The sequence below is a fragment of the Pseudomonas sp. GL_117 genome (assembly GCF_057835125.1).
Map to the genome: position 1 here is coordinate 3,206,057 of NZ_CM174418.1, position 18,016 is coordinate 3,224,072.

20 protein-coding genes and 1 tRNA gene are annotated in these 18,016 nt (G+C 59.3%); 3 read left to right on the forward strand and 18 right to left on the reverse strand.

The features are described from left to right. The first annotated feature begins 13 nt into the window (after positions 1-13). A complete protein-coding gene (locus AC3ISR_RS14330) occupies positions 14-541 on the forward strand; it encodes a DinB family protein (RefSeq protein ID WP_489324264.1) in 528 nt (175 codons plus the stop codon). Between the two features lie 2 nt (positions 542-543). On the opposite strand, the gene AC3ISR_RS14335 is transcribed toward AC3ISR_RS14330, so the two are convergent. After that, complete coding sequence (locus AC3ISR_RS14335; protein ID WP_192299988.1) at positions 544-1,002, reverse strand: GFA family protein; 459 nt, start codon at positions 1,000-1,002, stop codon at positions 544-546. A 229-nt stretch (positions 1,003-1,231) separates the two neighbouring features. Here AC3ISR_RS14335 and AC3ISR_RS14340 point away from each other — a divergent pair. Beyond that, positions 1,232-1,318 (forward strand) — tRNA-Leu (locus AC3ISR_RS14340). Between the two features lie 678 nt (positions 1,319-1,996). On the opposite strand, the gene AC3ISR_RS14345 is transcribed toward AC3ISR_RS14340, so the two are convergent. From AC3ISR_RS14345 to AC3ISR_RS14390, 10 genes are all read right to left on the reverse strand, one after another. Next, on the reverse strand, positions 1,997-2,473 hold the full coding sequence (locus AC3ISR_RS14345) for a DUF2514 family protein (protein ID WP_226456089.1): 477 nt from the start codon (positions 2,471-2,473) through the stop codon (positions 1,997-1,999). Beyond that, positions 2,470-2,895, reverse strand: coding sequence for a structural protein (locus AC3ISR_RS14350; protein WP_489324265.1), 426 nt, complete (start codon positions 2,893-2,895; stop codon positions 2,470-2,472). Before AC3ISR_RS14350 ends, AC3ISR_RS14345 begins: the two co-directional genes overlap by 4 nt. Positions 2,896-2,952: 57 nt before the next feature. Next, on the reverse strand, positions 2,953-3,192 hold the full coding sequence (locus tag AC3ISR_RS14355) for a hypothetical protein (RefSeq protein ID WP_226456091.1): 240 nt from the start codon (positions 3,190-3,192) through the stop codon (positions 2,953-2,955). Continuing rightward, positions 3,189-3,518 (reverse strand): hypothetical protein, encoded by a 330-nt coding sequence (locus AC3ISR_RS14360; RefSeq protein ID WP_305390755.1) that lies wholly within the window; start codon positions 3,516-3,518, stop codon positions 3,189-3,191. Before AC3ISR_RS14360 ends, AC3ISR_RS14355 begins: the two co-directional genes overlap by 4 nt. Beyond that, positions 3,515-4,279 carry a phage tail protein gene (locus tag AC3ISR_RS14365; protein WP_489324266.1) on the reverse strand — a complete coding sequence of 255 codons (765 nt, stop codon included), beginning with the start codon at positions 4,277-4,279 and terminating at the stop codon, positions 3,515-3,517. The genes AC3ISR_RS14360 and AC3ISR_RS14365 overlap by 4 nt, the downstream gene beginning before the upstream one ends. A 63-nt stretch (positions 4,280-4,342) precedes the next feature. After that, positions 4,343-4,969, reverse strand: a complete 627-nt coding sequence (locus AC3ISR_RS14370) for a hypothetical protein (RefSeq protein WP_489324267.1) — start codon at positions 4,967-4,969, stop codon at positions 4,343-4,345. Positions 4,970-5,301: 332 nt separating this feature from the next. Then, a complete protein-coding gene (locus tag AC3ISR_RS14375) occupies positions 5,302-9,069 on the reverse strand; it encodes a TipJ family phage tail tip protein (RefSeq protein WP_489324268.1) in 3,768 nt (1,255 codons plus the stop codon). 59 nt (positions 9,070-9,128) lie between these two features. After that, positions 9,129-9,722, reverse strand: coding sequence for a tail assembly protein (locus AC3ISR_RS14380; RefSeq protein WP_489324269.1), 594 nt, complete (start codon positions 9,720-9,722; stop codon positions 9,129-9,131). Between the two features lie 55 nt (positions 9,723-9,777). Beyond that, positions 9,778-10,200: a hypothetical protein gene (locus AC3ISR_RS14385; RefSeq protein ID WP_489324270.1), complete on the reverse strand. Its 423-nt coding sequence runs from the start codon at positions 10,198-10,200 to the stop codon at positions 9,778-9,780. A 94-nt stretch (positions 10,201-10,294) separates the two neighbouring features. Continuing rightward, complete coding sequence (locus AC3ISR_RS14390; protein ID WP_489324271.1) at positions 10,295-10,903, reverse strand: AbiU2 domain-containing protein; 609 nt, start codon at positions 10,901-10,903, stop codon at positions 10,295-10,297. Between the two features lie 158 nt (positions 10,904-11,061). On the opposite strand from AC3ISR_RS14390, the gene AC3ISR_RS14395 reads away from it, so the two are divergent. Beyond that, positions 11,062-11,661 carry a hypothetical protein gene (locus tag AC3ISR_RS14395; protein ID WP_489324272.1) on the forward strand — a complete coding sequence of 200 codons (600 nt, stop codon included), beginning with the start codon at positions 11,062-11,064 and terminating at the stop codon, positions 11,659-11,661. Here the strand turns inward: AC3ISR_RS14395 and AC3ISR_RS14400 are convergent. Genes AC3ISR_RS14400 through AC3ISR_RS14430 form a run of 7 tightly spaced genes read right to left on the reverse strand, consistent with a single transcriptional unit; the run spans position 11,637 to position 17,956 of the window. Then, complete coding sequence (locus AC3ISR_RS14400; protein ID WP_489324273.1) at positions 11,637-12,410, reverse strand: C40 family peptidase; 774 nt, start codon at positions 12,408-12,410, stop codon at positions 11,637-11,639. The two genes, AC3ISR_RS14395 and AC3ISR_RS14400, sit on opposite strands and share 25 nt — an antisense overlap. Before the next feature lie 2 nt (positions 12,411-12,412). Next, positions 12,413-13,165, reverse strand: a complete 753-nt coding sequence (locus AC3ISR_RS14405; RefSeq protein WP_489324274.1) for a phage minor tail protein L — start codon at positions 13,163-13,165, stop codon at positions 12,413-12,415. An 11-nt stretch (positions 13,166-13,176) separates the two neighbouring features. After that, positions 13,177-13,515: a phage tail protein gene (locus AC3ISR_RS14410; RefSeq protein ID WP_489324275.1), complete on the reverse strand. Its 339-nt coding sequence runs from the start codon at positions 13,513-13,515 to the stop codon at positions 13,177-13,179. Continuing rightward, positions 13,515-16,568, reverse strand: coding sequence for a phage tail tape measure protein (locus AC3ISR_RS14415; protein WP_489324276.1), 3,054 nt, complete (start codon positions 16,566-16,568; stop codon positions 13,515-13,517). The genes AC3ISR_RS14410 and AC3ISR_RS14415 overlap by 1 nt, the downstream gene beginning before the upstream one ends. A 27-nt stretch (positions 16,569-16,595) precedes the next feature. Next, on the reverse strand, positions 16,596-16,898 hold the full coding sequence (locus AC3ISR_RS14420; protein WP_489324277.1) for a DUF1799 domain-containing protein: 303 nt from the start codon (positions 16,896-16,898) through the stop codon (positions 16,596-16,598). 17 nt (positions 16,899-16,915) lie between these two features. Then, positions 16,916-17,296 carry a phage tail assembly chaperone gene (locus AC3ISR_RS14425; protein ID WP_042572017.1) on the reverse strand — a complete coding sequence of 127 codons (381 nt, stop codon included), beginning with the start codon at positions 17,294-17,296 and terminating at the stop codon, positions 16,916-16,918. Positions 17,297-17,299: 3 nt separating this feature from the next. Then, complete coding sequence (locus AC3ISR_RS14430; protein WP_489324278.1) at positions 17,300-17,956, reverse strand: phage tail protein; 657 nt, start codon at positions 17,954-17,956, stop codon at positions 17,300-17,302. Positions 17,957-18,016: the final 60 nt, after the last annotated feature.

Below are 18,016 nucleotides of genomic sequence, written 5' to 3' on the forward strand. Positions count from 1 at the left end.
GGAGAAAACCCACGTGAACCGGATCGAGCACGTCGCGCTGATGGCCCGCTACAACCAGTGGATGAACCGCAAGCTCTACGATGCCGCTGGCACACTGAGTGCTGCGCAGCTGGCCGTGGATCGCCAGGCGTTTTTCGGCTCAATCCTCGGCACCCTCAACCACTTGGCCCTGGGCGACACGGTGTGGCTCAAGCGCTTTGCCCGGCACCCCGCACGCTACACAACCTTGGCTGCGCTGGACGGGGTAGCCACACCAGGCGACCTGAAACAACTGGCCTTTGCTGATCTGCGCGAACTCACTGCTCGACGTCGCTGGCTGGATCAGATGATCATCGATTGGGCGCACACCGTGCGTGAGCCCGATCTCGATCACCGCCTGCATTACCACAACATGCGCGGCGTGGCAGCGGACAAGGATTTCTTCAGCCTGCTGCTGCACTTTTTCAATCACCAGACCCACCATCGCGGCCAGGCCACCACCTTGCTGTCCCAGGCCGGCGTGGATGTGGGCGACACCGACCTGTTGGCGTTGATTGACTAGCGTCAGCGCGCCTTGAACACCGCGTAGGCTTGCAACAATCGCGGGAAGTCCTGGGGCTCGGGCAATTGCGCAAAACTTTCGACGGCCGGGGTCGTTGCCCAGGCCAGTTTTTCGCAGGTCCAGGTCTCCATGAAGGGCGCGTAGGCAGTGGTGTTATCCAACAAGGTCGCGCGCACGTTGACGAACTCGTCGATGCCATGGGGGCGCGTAAACAGCCAGCTCATGCAATGGGAGCAAAAGTAGTGGCGATCGACCCCGTGCAACCCACCAATGACCGGGCAGCCCTGGGTCACGGTGAAGCCGCTGGCGGGAACCAAGGCACTCAGGGAGAACGCGCTGGAGGACATTTTCTGGCAACCGGTGCAGTGGCACGCCATGGTAATCACCGGTTCCAGGCCCAGGCTGAAACGCACGCGGCCACAGCGACAGCCGCCCTCTTGCGGCAGGGTTTCGACGCTCATCATTGCTTCCTTTTTATGATTGGGGGCGTGGCAGATTAACCCCATGCCCAAGGGTTGAACAGGCCTACCCGCGCGTATCGAGCGACCTTGGAGTCACGCCAAAAATCCTCTGTAGATCACTGATCTACCGGGGTTTTTTCTGGCCTCTCGGGTGTAACAAACCTGCTATTCGAACTTGCACCGAAGCGTCCGGGGCTATATATTCCCAACCCTGCTGCAACGCGCTACCGCCCGAATGGCGAAACTGGTAGACGCATGGGACTTAAAATCCCCCGCTCGTAAGGGCGTCCCGGTTCGATTCCGGGTTCGGGCACCATATATATCAAGGGCTTGCATGAGATACTTCATGCAGGCCCTTAGTGTTTTTGTTCCGCAATTTCTGAAGCTGTTCCGCAATTCCTGCCATCGGCGTCCTGCCGACGAACACCAACCCACAAACCTGACACATCCTGCGTTCGCTTGTAGAATCGCCCCGCTGTCGCAGGCAAGGCAGGCCGGCGGAAATAACCAAGCGCCATAGAGAAGGCGCCAAAGGGTCAGAGAATCAACGGAGCGACCAACAAAGACGCCGTTGTACTTAGCAAAAGATAGCGATACCATACCCACACAATCCTCATGGTGTAAGGGGATGATAGATAGAGAATAGGGACGTCGCATGTATGCAGTTGGGCTTATAATTTCTTTCAAAATCGCTCTGTTAATATCGCTTTTTTTAGTGTTATCGGGGCTAAGAGCTGAGGCAGAGTACTTCAGAAAGCTCGGAGTGAGCGACTCTAAGATCAAGCGATTCTACAGAGAAAATTTAGTTTCTTCGTCTGTGACAGTGGCCCAAGTTACTCTGGTTGTCGGGTTTGTATTCTCGTTTATTTCCCTAACTACGATCTGGACAATTTCCTGATACATATTGGGAAATGCCTTGGGCTCAGCCGTGACGAGCCCTTAACGCAATCACGGCCCCCCCTCCAACGGCGTCCTGCCGAGAGAACACAATCCCTTATTGACGCATCGAATCAAAGCTTCGCTCACAAGCAAGTCCAGCTATTCTGGCGCGGTCATACGCGACCGCCAACTCTCCCGCTCTTTTGTCAGCCCGTTGGAGCAGGTCGGAGAGCACCATTGCGGCGCGGGTGGCTGACGCGCCTCGCTGGGCAGCTCCGGAATCGCCGCAGGCAGTGGCGGCAAACTGGGTGGCTTCGACATGCAGCCGGTCACCAGCAGCATCAGCGGTGCCAGCATCCACAGCTGCAGCCTTGTTCTGTTCTCGCGCATTGCTTGCCTCCTTGTTCACTGACGCCTGGCGGCGTTGTTCTTCTTTCCTGGCCTCGTCGCCGGCGCCTTTGAGTGCGACGGCATGGTCCCGCTCGATCTCTGCCAACTGTTCGCCGTAGCGCCAGTCCTGCACCTGCCAGGTGCCGCCGGCGCTGATCACCATCGCCAGCAGGATCGCGACCAAGATCTGCCAGGACGTCATGCCAACGCCCGCCGCACGCCTTCCGCCAGCACCGCGTCGGGATAGGCATACCCGGCGTTCTCGTGATGGATGATTGCCTTGACGAAGCCAGCCATCACCGGCGCCTGGGTCAGGTCGACATCCGCCCCAGGCCGGGTGCCGGTGTTCGCCTCCACGGCGCGCACGTAGGCAGCGGTATCGTTCTCCACCGCCGGTGCCCAGCGGCTGATGATAGCCTTCACCGTCTTCAGTCCGTGCTTGCGTTGGTAGGTCAGCAGCAACTTGCCCAGGGCGCGGATACCGTTCTCGGCAGTGTCGAACCGGGCGAAGCGCTTCTCGATGTCTGGGTCTGGCTTGAGTTGGCCCTGCCACTTGTTTGCGGGGTTGTAGTCTATGTTGCCGGGGTTGCGGTTGCGTACCCCACGGGTTTCGGTGGTCGGCATGCTTTTCTCCAGACAAAAAAATACCCGCTCATGGCGGGTGTGGATGCGGTTTGAGCGTCAAGCTTCAATCGGGGCCGGGAGCGGGTAGCGCGCCTTGATTGTCGTCACCAACTCAACCCAGGCGGAAAAGTCCGGCACAGCACCTTGAACAAGCGCGTCGTAGGCGATCTCAAGTCTCAGCGGGTCGGACTCTTGCTGATAGGCTGCGCGGCGCTGAGAGTGGGCGGTTGCAAGGGAGGACTGATATTCAACAGCGCGCTTCTGTTCGGCGGTCACTGCCTGGCTGAAGTCGATCATTGCGCGATCTCCTGGAGTGCTGGTTTCTGATCAAAGTCTGTTGGGAGCGAAACGCGCCCGTCCGGCGGGTTCGTAATACTGGCCGGGTACCATGAGGCCTGGCCTCCGCACGGGCCGACGGGCATGGTGATCGTTACGATCAGGTTCCCATTCACACGCTCGACGGCGTCGTTGATCCATTCACAATCCACGGCTTCGGCAGGAAGCGTTGCCCCGTCCGGCAGGGGACCGAAATCAAGAGCAACACCATTGATGGTCAGCGAATCGCCGCGCTTGAAGATTTCCAGACTCGCATCGGAACGGGTTGATACCAGGTTAATGATCATTTCCATTTACCTATCGCCAAGTAATTGCAGCTGAAATTGCGAGAGGCCACGGAGGCAGACGAAAGCATCATAGGCACGCCAAGGCTTGTCGTACTGCCACCATTACCGTCCCATGTTAGAACCCCTGAACTGTAGGACTGGCACATAAATGTCGGTGCAGCGATAAAGGCAGACGGGAAGGTAATCGTCGCCGCGTAACCGTAGAAAAGCGACCCGGTTACGTTCGTTACAGCACAGGTGCGCGTAACCAATCCAAAGCAGATCTGCGTGCCATCTGCGAATCGGATGTAGGTACCGTTTGCGTTTGTACCTGTTTCAAATATCGCGCCAGACGTCACGATGCCGACCAGATCAGCATATGCACCAGTTTTCAGGCCGAGCGCGGCGCCGGCGCCGGCAGCTGTAGTTGATCCAGTGCCGCCCTTTGTGACAGGCACAACATTCTCGGTGGACACCGAGCCCAGACCAGCCAGAGTACTGCCCCACTGCTGAATCATCGCCCGGGCCTGATCTGCCAGGTCCTTGGTGTAACCCTGCACAGGCGTGAGGGAGTAGCCCCCCGCCGCGTTCGTCGCTCCACGATAATTCGGTGAGATCGAAAGCACCGTGTTGCTGACAACGTTGGTGACCTCGTACCAGCCGCCATCAGGGCCGAGAAACGCATCACCTACTCGGCTGTTGGCAACAAAGGATGTGCCAGTACCTGTAACGGTATTGGAATTCAAAGTTACAGCAACGGTGCCGGCTCTATACCATGGCATGTTTTTCTCCAGACAATAAAAATCCGCACTTGGCGGATATTGAACGCCAACAAGCCGCCTTACTTAGGATATTGGCTTGGCGAAAGATATTGGAATATAAAAATGCACAGAGTTTGATACGCCAACTATAAAGGGAACAATTCGATTATTCTCATACTCCCAAGTACAGTAGAGCTTTGCATACCCCGAAGACCCACAAACATCCATACCAATATTATTTATCAGCATATAGTCACCAGTATCAACGGGTGAATAAGCGGCCCAACTACTTTTCGTCTGTCCTTGCGAGGTGTTGCTTGAGCCAAGATACGTCCATTGCGTTATCGTTCTAGTGAATTGGGCGCAGGGCGTGCCACTATCAAAAAGAAGTTTCGACTGTCCATCCCATATCCGAAAACCATAACCGGAAACTTCACGCGACTGAAATGCCGCAACAAAAAAATTGCCCGGCACATTCCCTATAAAGGTGAATCCAGTCCAGTTCCCGGGCGTCCCGCTGATAGTTGCATACTGAAAAGTGGATGATGCATCGGGCCTTACAAAAACCAGCGGAGGCTCATCGGTAGTGATTGGTGGTGAAAAAGTAGCACCGCCAGAGTATCTTCCTCTCTGCAAAACAACCAATCTTGAAAATTCAGAATCAAGAGTTACCACATCATTGCTGTTCCTAAACTCAATGCCATAGGACATTTACCTATACCTCATAACCAGCAGCCTTTGGGAGCCGAGAGCCATAGCTGAGTCGGTGTAATACCTATTACCAAACCAAACATAAACCCCACCCGAAACAACTTGGGGCTCAAATTGAGCAGCATATGGATTCTGCGCATTTGGGTCTTTCGGGTAAGCGCCGGAAGGTATGCATATTGCTGAATGGGTGCTTGGCTCGACACCAGGAATAGCGATATATACATTCCTCGATGGCCCTCTTGTAACTATCGAGGAATGAATAACTCTGACAGTAAAGGAGCTTTCATCCAGCTCAAGGAGGCCGGTCGGCCCCCAAGTTCTCACTCCATAGGTCATGCGGAAAGATCCCCCCACTGATACCGCTTCACTCCGTTTTCATCGAACACTTTGCCGCCGGCATTGTTAATGACCTGCCGCGCCTGCCCACCGAAAGCACTGTTGATTTCGAAGGTTCCGTCGAAGAACAGCTTCCAGCCACTCTGCCCCGCCACATAGTTGTTCGACTGGATGTAGCTGCCGATCTTGGCGTTGGTGATCGTGCCGTCCTGGATGAACGCCGAGTTCATGAAGACCTGACCGTCCTGCACAACAAAAGGCGTGGTGATTGCTCCACCAGCAAGCGTGTTCACCACTGCAAATCGATCAGCGCTGACCAGGAACTGGCTTTGCAACAAGCCGTCGGCGTTCTGCTCGATGCCCAGGCCGATCCCGGCCGCCACGTACTGGCCGTTGGCGTTGACCTGCATCTTCACCGCCCACATCGTGGACAACTTGCCGTCGGTGTCGGCTTGAGCCCTGGCGGTGACTTGGATTGACGCCTTGTTTTTCCACTCGTTGACTGCGCTGGCCAGATCCCCCTCATCAGTGCCGTCGCGAGCACCGCCAGCGATGGCTTCGAGCGTGGTGGACTGGGATGCAACCGAGTTGTTGGTATCCGCAAGTGACTGCGTGACGGTCTGCACGGCAGCAGTATTGGTATCTACGCTGCTTTTCAGCTGGTCGATACGCTCAGCGGTTGCCAGCTTGTCGGTGGCCACCACCTGCTCAAGCGTGGTCAATGCCGCTTTGTTCGCCCCCACCGCCGCATCCAGCGACGTAGTGCGTTCAACCATTGCCAGGTTATCGGAAGCCTGCAACTTCACCTGCTGCGCAAACTTCGCGGCGGCATCCCAGTTTTGCAGGGCGCCGGCAAGATCACCCTCTCCGTTATCCTCGCGCCAACTGGCCTGAAGCGATTGCAGCGCCGAAGCGTTCGCCGTGACCTTGCCGTCCACAGCCTCGATAGATGTCTTGTTCTGCTGGATCTGGAGCGCCATGGCCTGGGTTGTTTGGGCAATGGTGCCCATGTTGAACCAGAACTCGACAGCGGGCGGCGGGGTATCCACCGGCACCGTCTTGAGCGCCTGCCACAGGTTCTGCCCGGTGCGAACAATCTGCCCAGCGCTGTAGGTCTTGGCCGGGTCGTAGACAAGGGCGTCCGTTACCTGGTCGATCAGAGCCTCCAGCTCCTGCTTGGCCTGCTCCAAACGGTCATTGACCGAGCCGGGGCCGGGCCCGGAAATCAGATCGATCTCATCAAGGATCTCTTTGGCCAGTTCGGACTCGCCCACCTGGCCGGCGATCAGCTCCAGGATTGGACTGGCGCTTGAGCTGGCCTGCCCCAACACGCCATTGACCACCGGATAGAACGGACCGACGTTGCCGGTGCGGTCCACCAGGCGCGCCCAGAAGAAGAACTGCGCGCCGGCCTTGAGGGCCTGCATGCTGTAATTCGACTGGGGATACGCCAAGTCGGCAAGCTTGGTAGCCGCCGACAGGTCATTGGCTGGGCCATACCACAGCTCGGTGCGCTGAGTGTCCTCGGCGCCGGGCGGGAAAGACCAGCGGATGCCGATGCCGAACAACTCGCTGGTGGTGGTCAATAGCGCCACCGCCGGCGGCAGGCCGACCTTGCCTTCCAAGTTGGTCAGGTTGGAGCTTTTCCAGATCGACGAGATTTCGAACGCGCTCACCGAGCGGACTCGGGCCAGATAGGCGCCCGAGTAGATGCCAGTGACGTCGACACTCGCCGAGCCAGTGCGCTGCAGCTTGATCCAGTTGCCGCTGTCCTTACGCCACTCCACGTCGTACGCGACCGCGCCGGGGACGGCAGGCCACGAGATGTTCATGGTGCTGATTGCCAGGCCTTGGTCCACGGAGTAATTCGAGGTGATGCCCACGCTCGACGGCGCCGGAACCACGGTGATCGGCACAACACTGATTGGCCGGTCCTCCAGCCGGGCGCCGGTGTCGATGTGATCGAACTTGCTCGGGTCGTACTGCACGGCCGAGATCTCGAACACACCGGCTTCTGGGCGGGCCACGCTGACCACGCGATAAAGCGGAATCGCCAGGTCGTCAGCATCCAGCGCCCATACCAGTTCGCGCTCAGGCGGCACGGAGTAGGCCAGGGTTACGGTGACCTGTCGGCCGCTGACCAGTTGCACGGTACGCCCCTCGCACTTGCCGTCTGGCAGGTTGAGGATCAGCCGGTCGCCGGGCTTGGCCTGCGTGTCGCGGTCCAGGGTGATGACCTTGCCGTTCGCCGCCGAGATGCGCCCGCCCACAGGACGCCCCGCTAGCAGTTCGTCGGCAATCGGGATCACGTAGCCGGGCAGCGGAATGCGCCCGTCGAGTCCAACCTTGAAGGTGACAGCACGGTCTTTGGAGTTGGTGAGCAGCGCCCACTTGCCACGGCGCTGCGCCTCCGACTCGCGGGTGCAGCCGATGGCGCTGATCTCCAGCGGGTTGTCGCCGTACCGCCGCTGGAGCTTGGCATCCGTGACCGCCGTGACGTCGGTGTCGTAGTTGTTGGCCGGGTTGTCGTAGCTGATCAACGCACGGGTGTAGCGCGTGCGCTCCGAGGCGCTGGAGTAGGTGAACTTGCCGTCGATCACGTTCGCCCGGGTGTAGGCGAAGTCGAAGTCGGTGGCGCGCGGCATATCTGCCAGCGTGAAGACTTGGCCCTGGGCCCAGTAGGTCATGCCCCGATAGATGGTCGAGATGTCTTGCAGCAGCGACCAGGCGTCGGCCTTGCTTTGCAGGTTGAGGTTGCAGATGAAGCGCGGCTCCTGGCCGCCCTTCCCGTTCGGCACCATCTGGTCGCAGTACTGGGAGATACGGTAGAGCTCCCACTTGTCGACCATCCACGGTTTGATGCGGCGGCCGAGGCCGAAGCGGTCGGCGGTGGTGATCCCATACGTCGCCCAGACCGGGTTATTGGTGTACGCCTCTTTGAGCGTCCCATCCCAGATGCCGCTGTATGTGCGCGACTCGGGGTCGTAGTTGCTGGGGACCTGCCACTTACGAGCCTTGCAGCCGACGGTCACCGCCGGGATGCTGCGGAACTGCTCGGCGGAGAACTCGATATAGAGCAGCGCAGTGTTCGGGTAGCGGATCTTGGCGTCGATCACTTCGGTGAAGCCAGCGATCTGCATGGTATCGGCGATTTTGTTGTTGTTCTGGTTCGTCGTCAGGCGGGTGATGCGCATCAGCCAGCCAGTGGTTGCCCGGGGCAGATCGATACGGCGGGTACGCTCGTACAGGCTGGTGGTCTTACCGTCGACGGCCTCGCTCAGCACCTTCTGGTACGCACCGCCGTCAGTGGCCAACTCGACTTGGTACTCGATGCGGTAGCCGTTGATGTTGTTGCTTGAATCTACGGACTGGAGCGCGGGCCAGGCGAATCGAACGCGCACGGCCGATAGCTGGGTGTTGCTGATCGCCCGCACCCACGGCGTACCATTGCGCAGCTCAGTGCTGATGGTCGTCTCGTTTTCAATCGACGGAATGCCCTGGATATAGGTCTGGTCAACCGCGCCGGTGCGCCACTCCCACTTCACGTTCGGGAAGTTCATGTTGCCCTGAGGGTCTTGCAATGGGGTGTTATCGAGGTAGATGTCGCGCGCGGTCGGCGTGCCTTCGAACTCACCCTCGCCCACGGCGATCAGCATTTTGGCAATGGCGACAGAGCGCAGGCTGTCCGGGGCTTCCGTTGGCGTTTTGGGTTTCTCTTCGCCGCCCTTGGCGCCGTGGATGTCTAATTTGCGTGCTGCGCCCATGCTTTTCTCCAGGCAATAAAAAACCGCCTCTGGGGCGGCTGCGGTGCTGCGGGTGACGGCTACATCTGGTCTTCGGCGTAGATGGCGGCACTGATGATTGCACCGCCCCAGCGGCGTTCGCCGATGCACAGTGGGACAGGGTTGCCGGATGCAGTGGTGTTCTTGGCGCTGCCGAAGGCGTAGCCGGGAGTGTTCTCAGGCGCGGCGCTGGTTTTCAGGCCGCCGGCTTGGGGGCTGAGCATTTGGATCACACCACCCGCGACAAGGCCGATACCGGCGCCGATGAGTGGCGTACCGAAAGGCGTTGCCGAAAAAATCACACCCACAACAATCAAGATCGCGCCGACTATAGTTTGGAGAATGCCACCGCGCTTACTGCCGACCACTACGGGAGCAATCCGGATGTCACCGGCTCCAACATAGTTCAGCTGTTTTTCGCCAATGTTGCGCTTGTCGCGAAACACCGCGAACTCAAGACCGCGCGACTTGGCGTTCGACAAAAAACGTTCAAATCCTGGAATTTGCACACAAAGGGCCTTGATAGCTTCCGCCGGAGACTTCACCGCAAGCCTGAACGACTTCCCGAATTGCCGAAGCTGCCCGTGCAGCCGAATAGTCGTCATGGGCTGATAGTTGATTGCTGAGGCCTGCATCGTTTTCTCCGGGCGTAAAAAAAACCGCCAGAAGGCGGTTTTGATGGTTTGGGTTTCAGTTGTAGTCGACGTACGGCCCGATGTAGAAGCCCGACATATCCCCGCTGATCCTGTAGAGGCTTTCCTTGCCGGGCTGCACCGTCGCCGCAATGGTCCGGATTGCAGCGCCTGCGCACAAACCAGAGCCAGCCAGACCGGCGCCGAGATTGGGCGAGCCTGGAGGAAGGTAGAACGTAGCCCGCTGGCCGGTGCCGACTTTTGCAGCCCTTCGGCCGTCAACGTAGACAACGATGTCGCAGCCGGAGCCGACCGCACCGGAGTCGCGCACCACCGTGATTTTACCGCTTTCGCCTACTGGCTTGGACTGGAATGCGTACACCTCATCGGCCGGTACCGGTCTTGCGTCACGCACTGAAATCGCTGTAGATGCACACCCTGCCAGCACCAACACCGCTACCGCCGCTATCAAAATCCGCATGTCGTTCCCTCTTTGGTTTGGCGGGACTGTAGCACTGAGGAGGACATGCAAAAAGAGTGACCGGTTGCCCCGTTCTTCGAGATCACTTATGTTCCTATGCTGCATTGTTGCGCAGTATTGCAACCAACCGAGCAGCACCACCGTCTGAAATCATGTCGTCATAGAGCATCGTCGATTCCCGATAGTGTCCATTCAAAATTTCCAGCACTGCGATTATCGATTTAAGACCTACCCTGACTTTCTCTCTACTAGCCCCTGGCAAGGAATTTCCCGCGCGATTCTGCATGCTCACTAAATCGTTATGCGCTATACGCTTATTGCGGTGAGTCCTCGCGAACTGCACGTCACTTAGGGCCTGGCTCACTGCTGCATCAACTTTCACCTTCACGCCAGCGTCATCAATCAAAGCGGAAAGCGCTTGAATGGATAGGGTTTTGTTCCCGAAGCTCTCGGGACGATCAGTTAATCGGGATACGCCGAGCATGACGCTATCCCAAAGCTGACATTGGATAACGCCAAAAAATGCTGGGGCTGTTCGATTCAAAAGCTCAACCGTTTTCTCGTCCACTGCGAACAACTGCTCGTACTGCCTCCAGATCAACAGTATGTCCAGCAAATGGTCGTTTAGGTCGCAGTACATTGCTCCCAGTTCTGCGCCCATTTCCTGAATGCAGAGATTGCGCTTTTCTTCGGCGCTTATCATTCCCTCAATTCCACCCATTCTTTAAATAAGGGAGCGTGTCACGGGAAGACATTTATCGCAAATCCTGGCCAGGCATCCAGCGTGGATGGAATGCCAGTAACGCGTGATTGGGGAGCGGTAGTAGCCTCCGCCCAATCAAATGCTGGCCAGGAGGCCCCATGTCGTCCCTACTGTTCTACACGGATGAAAACGAAGCGATTGTGGCCACGGACACGCTTTTACATTATTCCGTCGATACGCCCCCAGGCTGCGTGAGTAAAGCTATCGCCATCCCGCACATGCGCATGGTCATCGCAGCGACAGGCTCCGCCCTGCTTTTCAGCCGCTGGGTCGGCCTTGTGAATAACCAAGGTTTTGCCCTCGATGTAGACGCGGTCGATGCTCATGCGCCCCAAGAGCTTCAGGCCCTCTGGAGCGAATTGAATCGACATGCCCCCGCCCTCAAGGACCAATCTGCATCGATCTATCACTTCGGGATTTCCGACGACTCTGGAAAAATCCATGGGTTCGCTTACCGTTCCGGGTCGGACTTTAAATCCGAGGCTTTAGATTATGGCCTTGGCGTAAAGCCAGAGCTTATGGATAAAGCGGGGATAGACTGGAGCTCGTTCCCAACGTGTGCACCCGAGATAATGCGTGCGCAATCGCTGCAGGAAGATGGAAAAACCAAAGATCGCGTCTATATAGGCGGCTCAGTGCATGTCACTCACCTGACAGAGGGCGGCTTCTCCATTTACTCCATGGGCAAACTGGCTTGAGCATCTTTGTGCCTGAGAATCAGGCGTGTTCGGTCATGCCAGGGTCCGCCATAGACAATGATCTCAGACGGCCTGCCATATAGGTGGTGCAGCAAAAAAGGGCCAGGGCCGAACGTGCCTGACTCTTCGCCAGGTAGCGCCGGATCAGTGCCCAGATAAATCCCAGCATGATTCGGGTGAACCGTCCGGCCGACGTGCATGACGATCAGGTCACCGCGCTGCGGTTGGTCAACCCGCACGAAGCCGGCGGCCTCGTAATGCTGCTCGTACAGGCTGGCATTCTCGGCACTCTCCCACCATCCATCCGCACGCTGAAAGGATTCGAACTCCAGCCCCCACTCCCGCTGATACCAATCTGCGCAAACCTGCCAGCAGTCCCAGGCGCCGTGCACGAACGGGCGCTTGAGCAGCGGCGTGCAGCCGGTGGGCGTGATCGTGCGCAGATCGCCCTCGGGCCAACTCAGGATATGCCAGGGCAAGGCCGTAGCCTCACACATGGCTAGGTCATGCGGCGACGGCCTGCTGGTCGCGTCCGGGTGCGAATGAACAATCCCGATCACCTCACCCAGATCTTCCGCTGCAGCGTAGTCCTCTGGATCAAGCCGAAACTCTTCGTTCGGTTCCGTGGCGATGTTCCGGCACGGGAAGTACTTCTGCGCCCGGCCAACAGCCAGCAGCAGCCCGCAGCATTCTTTCGGGTACTGCGCCGCCGCGTGCGTCTGGATGGCCGCGACAATGTGCTTGCGCATGCTCAGCTCCGGGCTATCAGGGAAACGGCGGGGAATCCACCGAAGGACAGTTCGTTGTTCTCGCCGAAGCGCAGCTTGCAGGACGACAAACAGCCCTTGCACTGGTCAAGCGCCGGATCATCCGTGGCGTTGTCCTCGTCATCGAACATCGCCGCACCGGTGTAGCCGCAATCCGGCCCCCGGTAGCCATTGGTCATGGCCCAGTGGCAAAACGTGGTCATCTGCCGCCCGGGCAGGCCGTGGTTATCGATCTCGCCCGGGGAGGAAAGCTCCCAAACCACTGCCTCGCCGTCCTCACTGGTCTTCTGGTCGATGAACCAGATTTCCAGCGCCTCCTGGGTCGGATCAGCCGTTGGGTTCCCATCCGGAAAGTTCGCCGCATCCAGGTACTGGACCAGGGTCTCGCGAACCGTCAATTTGAACTTGAGCATGTCCTCGAACGCCAGGCACAACGCCGTGACGCGGCCGTTGATGTTGCCGGCGGCGAACGTCGGGCGTGAGGCGGTGCCGTCGCTGCTGGAGGAAATGCCCTCGATCTGCACCGGCCAGGCCGCGTATTCCTCGCCCTGCCACCAAATGGACTTGGCGGGCAGATCCTCTTCCGAGTGTTCGTAAGCCAGCAGCTCTTCCGGCGTGTGCGGAATCGCGTGCCCGTGGAAGCGCAGATAGTCGGCGCCGTATTCGGTCCCGTCGATTTCAAACAGGCGAATCTCGCCGCCGGGCTCCAGCTTCTGGATGTCCGTGATCAGTGCCATGGGCGGTTATCTCAGGGGTGAAAGGTTTGCTGAAAGGTGGCGTTGATGGCGTAGACTTGGCCGCCGCGGTGCACGGGTTTGTAGCCGTTGCACTTGTAGAGGCCAAGCTCTCCGAGGGGCGGCGTCCAGAGAAACGCCTTTGCCCCCTTGTGCCGATCAAGGAACGCCTTGATTTCGAGCACCCGGGGCTTGCCACCGGTGAAGGTGAGCGGCCAGGACTGGGACTGGTTGTTGAGGCCGTCCTCGACCGACTGCTCGTACCCGTCACCGAACTGCTTGGTGCGGACGCGCTGGGCAACATCCCCTTCCGCGCCCTTCTCCGTCTCCCAGATGAATCGTTCGATGGCCATCAGCGCCCCTTGATTGCTTTGTTGATGACGCCGCCCTGGCGCATGTCCTTGGTCCGCAGCTCCTGGTACTTCTGTTCGACGAATGTCGCCAGCTCTTTGCCGAACAGGTCGTAGCCAGGGTCGTCGGAAGAGGACGACGCGTTTCCGTCGCCATCGATGTGCACCTCGACATTGATCTGCGTGCCGCCGGCGGCGCCACCGCCCATGGCCATAACGCCCAGCTTTCCGCTTGAGGTGCGGGTCAGTGGCATGATCGCCTCTTCCCCCGCCTCGCCCATGACGCCGGTTTTGCCGTTGGCCATACCGAACGCCGTGGGCTTGCTGACAATGGAATTGGTGAAGGCACCGCCGTCGGCGAACATCTGCACGCCGCCCGACCAGGCACCGCCCATAGCTTGAGCGTACATCCCGGTGTAACCAGCTTGAGATGCCCCGAGGTTAGACGACGTGGCACCGGCAGACCCGGCCGCCATGCCATTACCGCCGCCGGCAGCGCTGCCGCCCAAATAGCTCGCCGCTGCGCCGACCAGGCTGCCCAGCAATGCCGAACTGGCCTGGCGCGTGGCAATGCGTGCCATGTCCGCCAGGATCGACTTGGTGAAGTCAGCAAACGACAACTTCCCGGTCATGGCGAAGTTGACGACAGCGTCCTCCATGGAGCTGAAGGCGTTGCCGAACAGCGACTTGGTCTGGCCGGCCACGTCCTGCGCCGAATCCAGATAGTTTTGCCAGGCCGCCGTCGCGCCGTTGGTCCAATCGCCCTGGGCGCTTTCCACATCCGCGTAGTTCTGCCGGATCTGGTCGGTGGCCTTCTTGTTCGCGTCGGCGAGTGCTTGCGATTTGCGGGTGAACTCTTCGTCTGACATCTTGCGCGACGGATCGGAACGCTGGTTTTCCAGCTCCAGCGACTGCTGAGCAAACCGGTCTTGCTGGCTGTTCAACTGCCCGTTGAGCGCGTTCTGGCGATCGCCCTGGCCAACGCCCAGGACGGCACGTTGCCCGGCCAACTCCAGAGCCCGCTGTTGCTGCCCCAGCGCCTGCACGTACGAACTGATCGCCCGCTCCTGCTTGGCGAGTCGCCCGGTCTCGTTGGTCGCCAACACTTCAAGCTGGCTGTCGGCATCCTTCTGCGCCTTGACCATCCCTGCACGTGCGTCGGCGATCTTCTGGTCCAACTGGATGCTTTGCGTGGCCGAGGTGGTCTTCTTGCCCTTGGCGGCCTCCAACGCGGCAATCTCGGACTCGTACGCGGCCGTTACCTGGTCACGTTCGTTGCCGATTAGGGCCTGGCGCCGCACCAGGTAGTCGGCCTCGGAGATCAATCCCGCCTTCTGCGCCGCTTCCAGTTCCTTCTGGTAGTTTTTGTAGTCGGCAGCGATGGCCGCCAGGTTGTTCTTGGCGTCGTTGAAACTGGTCAGGTCGACCTGGGTGCCGGGTGTTTTCGGGTCTTTGAACTTGTCGTTGATGTTGGCGATGTTCTTGTCGATCGTCGCCTGGGCCAAGCGTGGGTCATTCGGCGCTACCTTGCGGATGTCGTCGAGTTGTTTTTTGTAGTCCTTGAGGGCGTCGGCGCGCTTCTGCTCATTCGTCCATGACGATTTAGTTAAAGCATCGATTTTAGCCATGGACGACACTGCATCGCCCTGCGCCTTCGCTTGTTCGCGCTCCCACTTGGCGATATCGGCCTGAGCGGCCTTCTCGTCCTCAAGCATGTTCAGGCGGTTTTGCCTGAACTCGATCATCTCTTTTTTGTTTTGGAACAGTCCGATATTGCCGTTCTGGGCATCAGTCAGATCGCGGCGAGCCTGCTCAATATCTGCGTCAATATCAGGACGACCAATGTTCTTTATGCCGTCAGCGGCACGAGCTACTGCGTTGTACGCCTTCTCCCAAAGACTGAGGTTTGCCAGAATCTTCGGAGTGCGCTCATTGATCGCATCAGCGTAGGCATCGGTCGCGAGCTTTACGGCGCCGGCGTGATCGCCTTGCTTCTCAAGGGCCACGATTTGCGAGTAAACCGAGGCAGTCAGGTAGTGGTACTGCTCGTTTAGCGCGGCGGACGCCTTGACCGGATCGTCAGCCAGCTTGGAAAACTCTGCAACCGTCTCGCTCACGGCCTTGCCGGTGGCTTCCTGCATCGACACAGCGGCCTGGGTGATGCCGGTGAAACTCTCGCCGGCGATCTTGCCGTTGTCTGCCAGCATCGCCAGCACTGCGGCCGCTTGGCCGGTGGTGCCCACGGTAGCGCTGACCTGCCGCGCCATGTCGCCCAGTTGCCCAGCGCTCACACCGGCGTAGTTGCCGGTGAGGATCAGCGACTTGTTGTAGTTGTCCTGCTCTTCGCTGCCCTTGTGATAGGCGTAGGCCAAGCCGCCCACGGCTGCGGTAGCCAGGGCCAGCGGCGCCAGGATGGCAAGAAGTCCGGCAGCGCCTGCACCCGCACCTGCGCCCAACTGAGCCACGGCACGAACGCCGCTACCCCAATCCCCCGACGACAGCGCGTTGCCCAACTGAACGACGTTTTCCTGCGCCTGGCGGGTGCCGAGACGTAGCTTGTCGAAGCCGGTTGTGGTCTTCTCGAGCTTCCCGTAGTCCTTGTCGATCTTGCTCAGGGCGCTGTTGTACTGCTCCTGACTGATGCGCCCCTCGTCCAAGTGCTTGCCAAGCTGCTCGACCTGGGTGTCCAGCTTCGCCAGCGCAGCGCGGGCTGGGTCGATGGCGCCCAGCAGGCTGTTCAAGGCCTTTTGCTCGTTTAGGGCAGACTTGGCCAGGGCTACCTGCTGCTTGTCCAACTGCGCGGAGATCTTCGCCGCCTCGGCCTCGCCATAGGCGCCGGTCTTGGTCAGCTTGGCGAGTGCGTCACGCTGCTTTGCCAGGTCCTGGGTGGTTTTGGCGCTGGTCGAAAGCGACTTTTCCAGGGCCTGCATTTCGTTCATCAACGAAGCAGCAGACTGCTCGGCCCGGCCGCCAGCCTTCGCCATTTCATCCAGGCTGGTTTTCGCCTGGATTGCATCGGCCGAGTCGATCTTGACGCCGAGTTCTGCAATGTTCATCGACTCACCTTGAATAAGCGCCCGTGGTTACGGGCTGTTTTCCCTTTCCTCCGCCATGACGCGCAGGGCTTCGCCTTCCAGCACCTGAAGGTCAGGGAAGATTTCGGCGAGTTTCTTTTTCTTGATGCCGAGGAAGCCGGCCACGTCGCGGATGCAGCTGTAGTCGAGGCCGATAGCGCCGCCGGCGCCTGCTCGCCACTGGGTCGACATGCGGTTGAAAAGAAAGAAGGCCGGCCAGTTGCAGGGCCAAACCTCCACTTCCTCAACCAGATCACCAGGGGCAAGGCCGAACATGCCGATAATCGCATCGGGAACGCTCGGCGAGTACATCGCGCGGGCGGCGTCAGTCAGTTTCCCAGGCGGGCCTGGCTGTATGCGCCTTCGTAGGCCTTAACGACTGCCTCTGCGGCGCCCTGGCAGGACTTCACGAATGCGACGATGTTGTCGTCGCTGTATTCGTCATCGAAGCCCCAGCCGACTACCAGGTCCTTGATCTGCTGGGTTTGCTGCTCGGTGTCCACGGCAACCACTTCCGACCAAGAAGGCTTGTCGCCCAGCGCAGCCCGCGCCTTGTTCCGCGCCTCGTTCCATTCATCGAACAGAGCGGCAAGCTCGGTGCGATCCCGGTACTTGAAAGTGAACTCGACCTTCTCGGGTTCGCTGCCGACGATCGGGATCAGCACGGGCGCATTGAACGTAGCCTTTTGCGCAATACGGATCTTAGCCATGGGTTACACCGCCGCAGTCAGGTAGCGGGTCGGCTCTGCCTGCAACGCCAAGCTGACGGTACGGGTCAGCAGATTGTTACGGGACACCGCCGGCTGTTTGGAGAACGACGTGTAGGTGCCGTACAGCAGGGTGTCGTTACCGGGCAGGTTCAGGCGCGCCGCTTCGACCTGCTTGCCCGCGTCCGCCTTCAGCAGTACCCCGTTGAACGCCTGGGCCGGGTCATCGGCGATGGTCAGCACCATGCTTGCCGCAGATTTGTCGGTGGGGATCTGCTTGCCCTGGTCATTCTCGAGGAACACCACGTCGAGGTAGTTCTGCTCGCCGCCGGAGAAGGCTACGTCGGAGATCTGAGGGATCTGCACCCAGGTCAGCACCTTGCGCATCGTGCCCGCGCCGCCAGCGACCGGATAGACCTGCGTGTCGGTAGTGTCGATGCCTTCCAGGGTGATAGCCGTGGCGGTGGCCGCCTTCACGCGCACCACTTTGCTATCCAGCTTGCTCCAGCCGGACGTGAGCAGAACAATATCGCCGGCAGCGATGGTGCCACCTACAACGGTGGCCACCGCCTCGCTAGCGTTGCTGATGGTGGCGAACGCCAGTGCCGCGGCGTAGGTTGCGGCGTGTTGGAAGGTGCCGCCGTTCGGGAGTTTGTAGCCCATGGGGTATTTCCTCATTGCAGATGTAAAAAAACCCGCTCGATGGCGGGTTCTCGGGGTTGC

Coding starts and splice junctions, on each gene's coding strand:
- AC3ISR_RS14400 (WP_489324273.1), bottom strand. CDS start 12,410: ATGCGCAAGCACATTGTCGCGGCCATCCAGACGCACGCGGCGGCGCAG.
- AC3ISR_RS14375 (WP_489324268.1), bottom strand. CDS start 9,069: ATGGGCGCAGCACGCAAATTAGACATCCACGGCGCCAAGGGCGGCGAA.
- AC3ISR_RS14395 (WP_489324272.1), top strand. CDS start 11,062: ATGTCGTCCCTACTGTTCTACACGGATGAAAACGAAGCGATTGTGGCC.
- AC3ISR_RS14415 (WP_489324276.1), bottom strand. CDS start 16,568: ATGAACATTGCAGAACTCGGCGTCAAGATCGACTCGGCCGATGCAATC.
- AC3ISR_RS14410 (WP_489324275.1), bottom strand. CDS start 13,515: ATGGCCATCGAACGATTCATCTGGGAGACGGAGAAGGGCGCGGAAGGG.
- AC3ISR_RS14350 (WP_489324265.1), bottom strand. CDS start 2,895: ATGCCGACCACCGAAACCCGTGGGGTACGCAACCGCAACCCCGGCAAC.
- AC3ISR_RS14360 (WP_305390755.1), bottom strand. CDS start 3,518: ATGATCATTAACCTGGTATCAACCCGTTCCGATGCGAGTCTGGAAATC.
- AC3ISR_RS14385 (WP_489324270.1), bottom strand. CDS start 10,200: ATGCGGATTTTGATAGCGGCGGTAGCGGTGTTGGTGCTGGCAGGGTGT.
- AC3ISR_RS14405 (WP_489324274.1), bottom strand. CDS start 13,165: ATGGCACTGATCACGGACATCCAGAAGCTGGAGCCCGGCGGCGAGATT.
- AC3ISR_RS14345 (WP_226456089.1), bottom strand. CDS start 2,473: ATGACGTCCTGGCAGATCTTGGTCGCGATCCTGCTGGCGATGGTGATC.
- AC3ISR_RS14365 (WP_489324266.1), bottom strand. CDS start 4,279: ATGCCATGGTATAGAGCCGGCACCGTTGCTGTAACTTTGAATTCCAAT.
- AC3ISR_RS14355 (WP_226456091.1), bottom strand. CDS start 3,192: ATGATCGACTTCAGCCAGGCAGTGACCGCCGAACAGAAGCGCGCTGTT.
- AC3ISR_RS14430 (WP_489324278.1), bottom strand. CDS start 17,956: ATGGGCTACAAACTCCCGAACGGCGGCACCTTCCAACACGCCGCAACC.
- AC3ISR_RS14420 (WP_489324277.1), bottom strand. CDS start 16,898: ATGTACTCGCCGAGCGTTCCCGATGCGATTATCGGCATGTTCGGCCTT.
- AC3ISR_RS14390 (WP_489324271.1), bottom strand. CDS start 10,903: ATGATAAGCGCCGAAGAAAAGCGCAATCTCTGCATTCAGGAAATGGGC.
- AC3ISR_RS14370 (WP_489324267.1), bottom strand. CDS start 4,969: ATGTCCTATGGCATTGAGTTTAGGAACAGCAATGATGTGGTAACTCTT.
- AC3ISR_RS14425 (WP_042572017.1), bottom strand. CDS start 17,296: ATGGCTAAGATCCGTATTGCGCAAAAGGCTACGTTCAATGCGCCCGTG.
- AC3ISR_RS14335 (WP_192299988.1), bottom strand. CDS start 1,002: ATGAGCGTCGAAACCCTGCCGCAAGAGGGCGGCTGTCGCTGTGGCCGC.
- AC3ISR_RS14380 (WP_489324269.1), bottom strand. CDS start 9,722: ATGCAGGCCTCAGCAATCAACTATCAGCCCATGACGACTATTCGGCTG.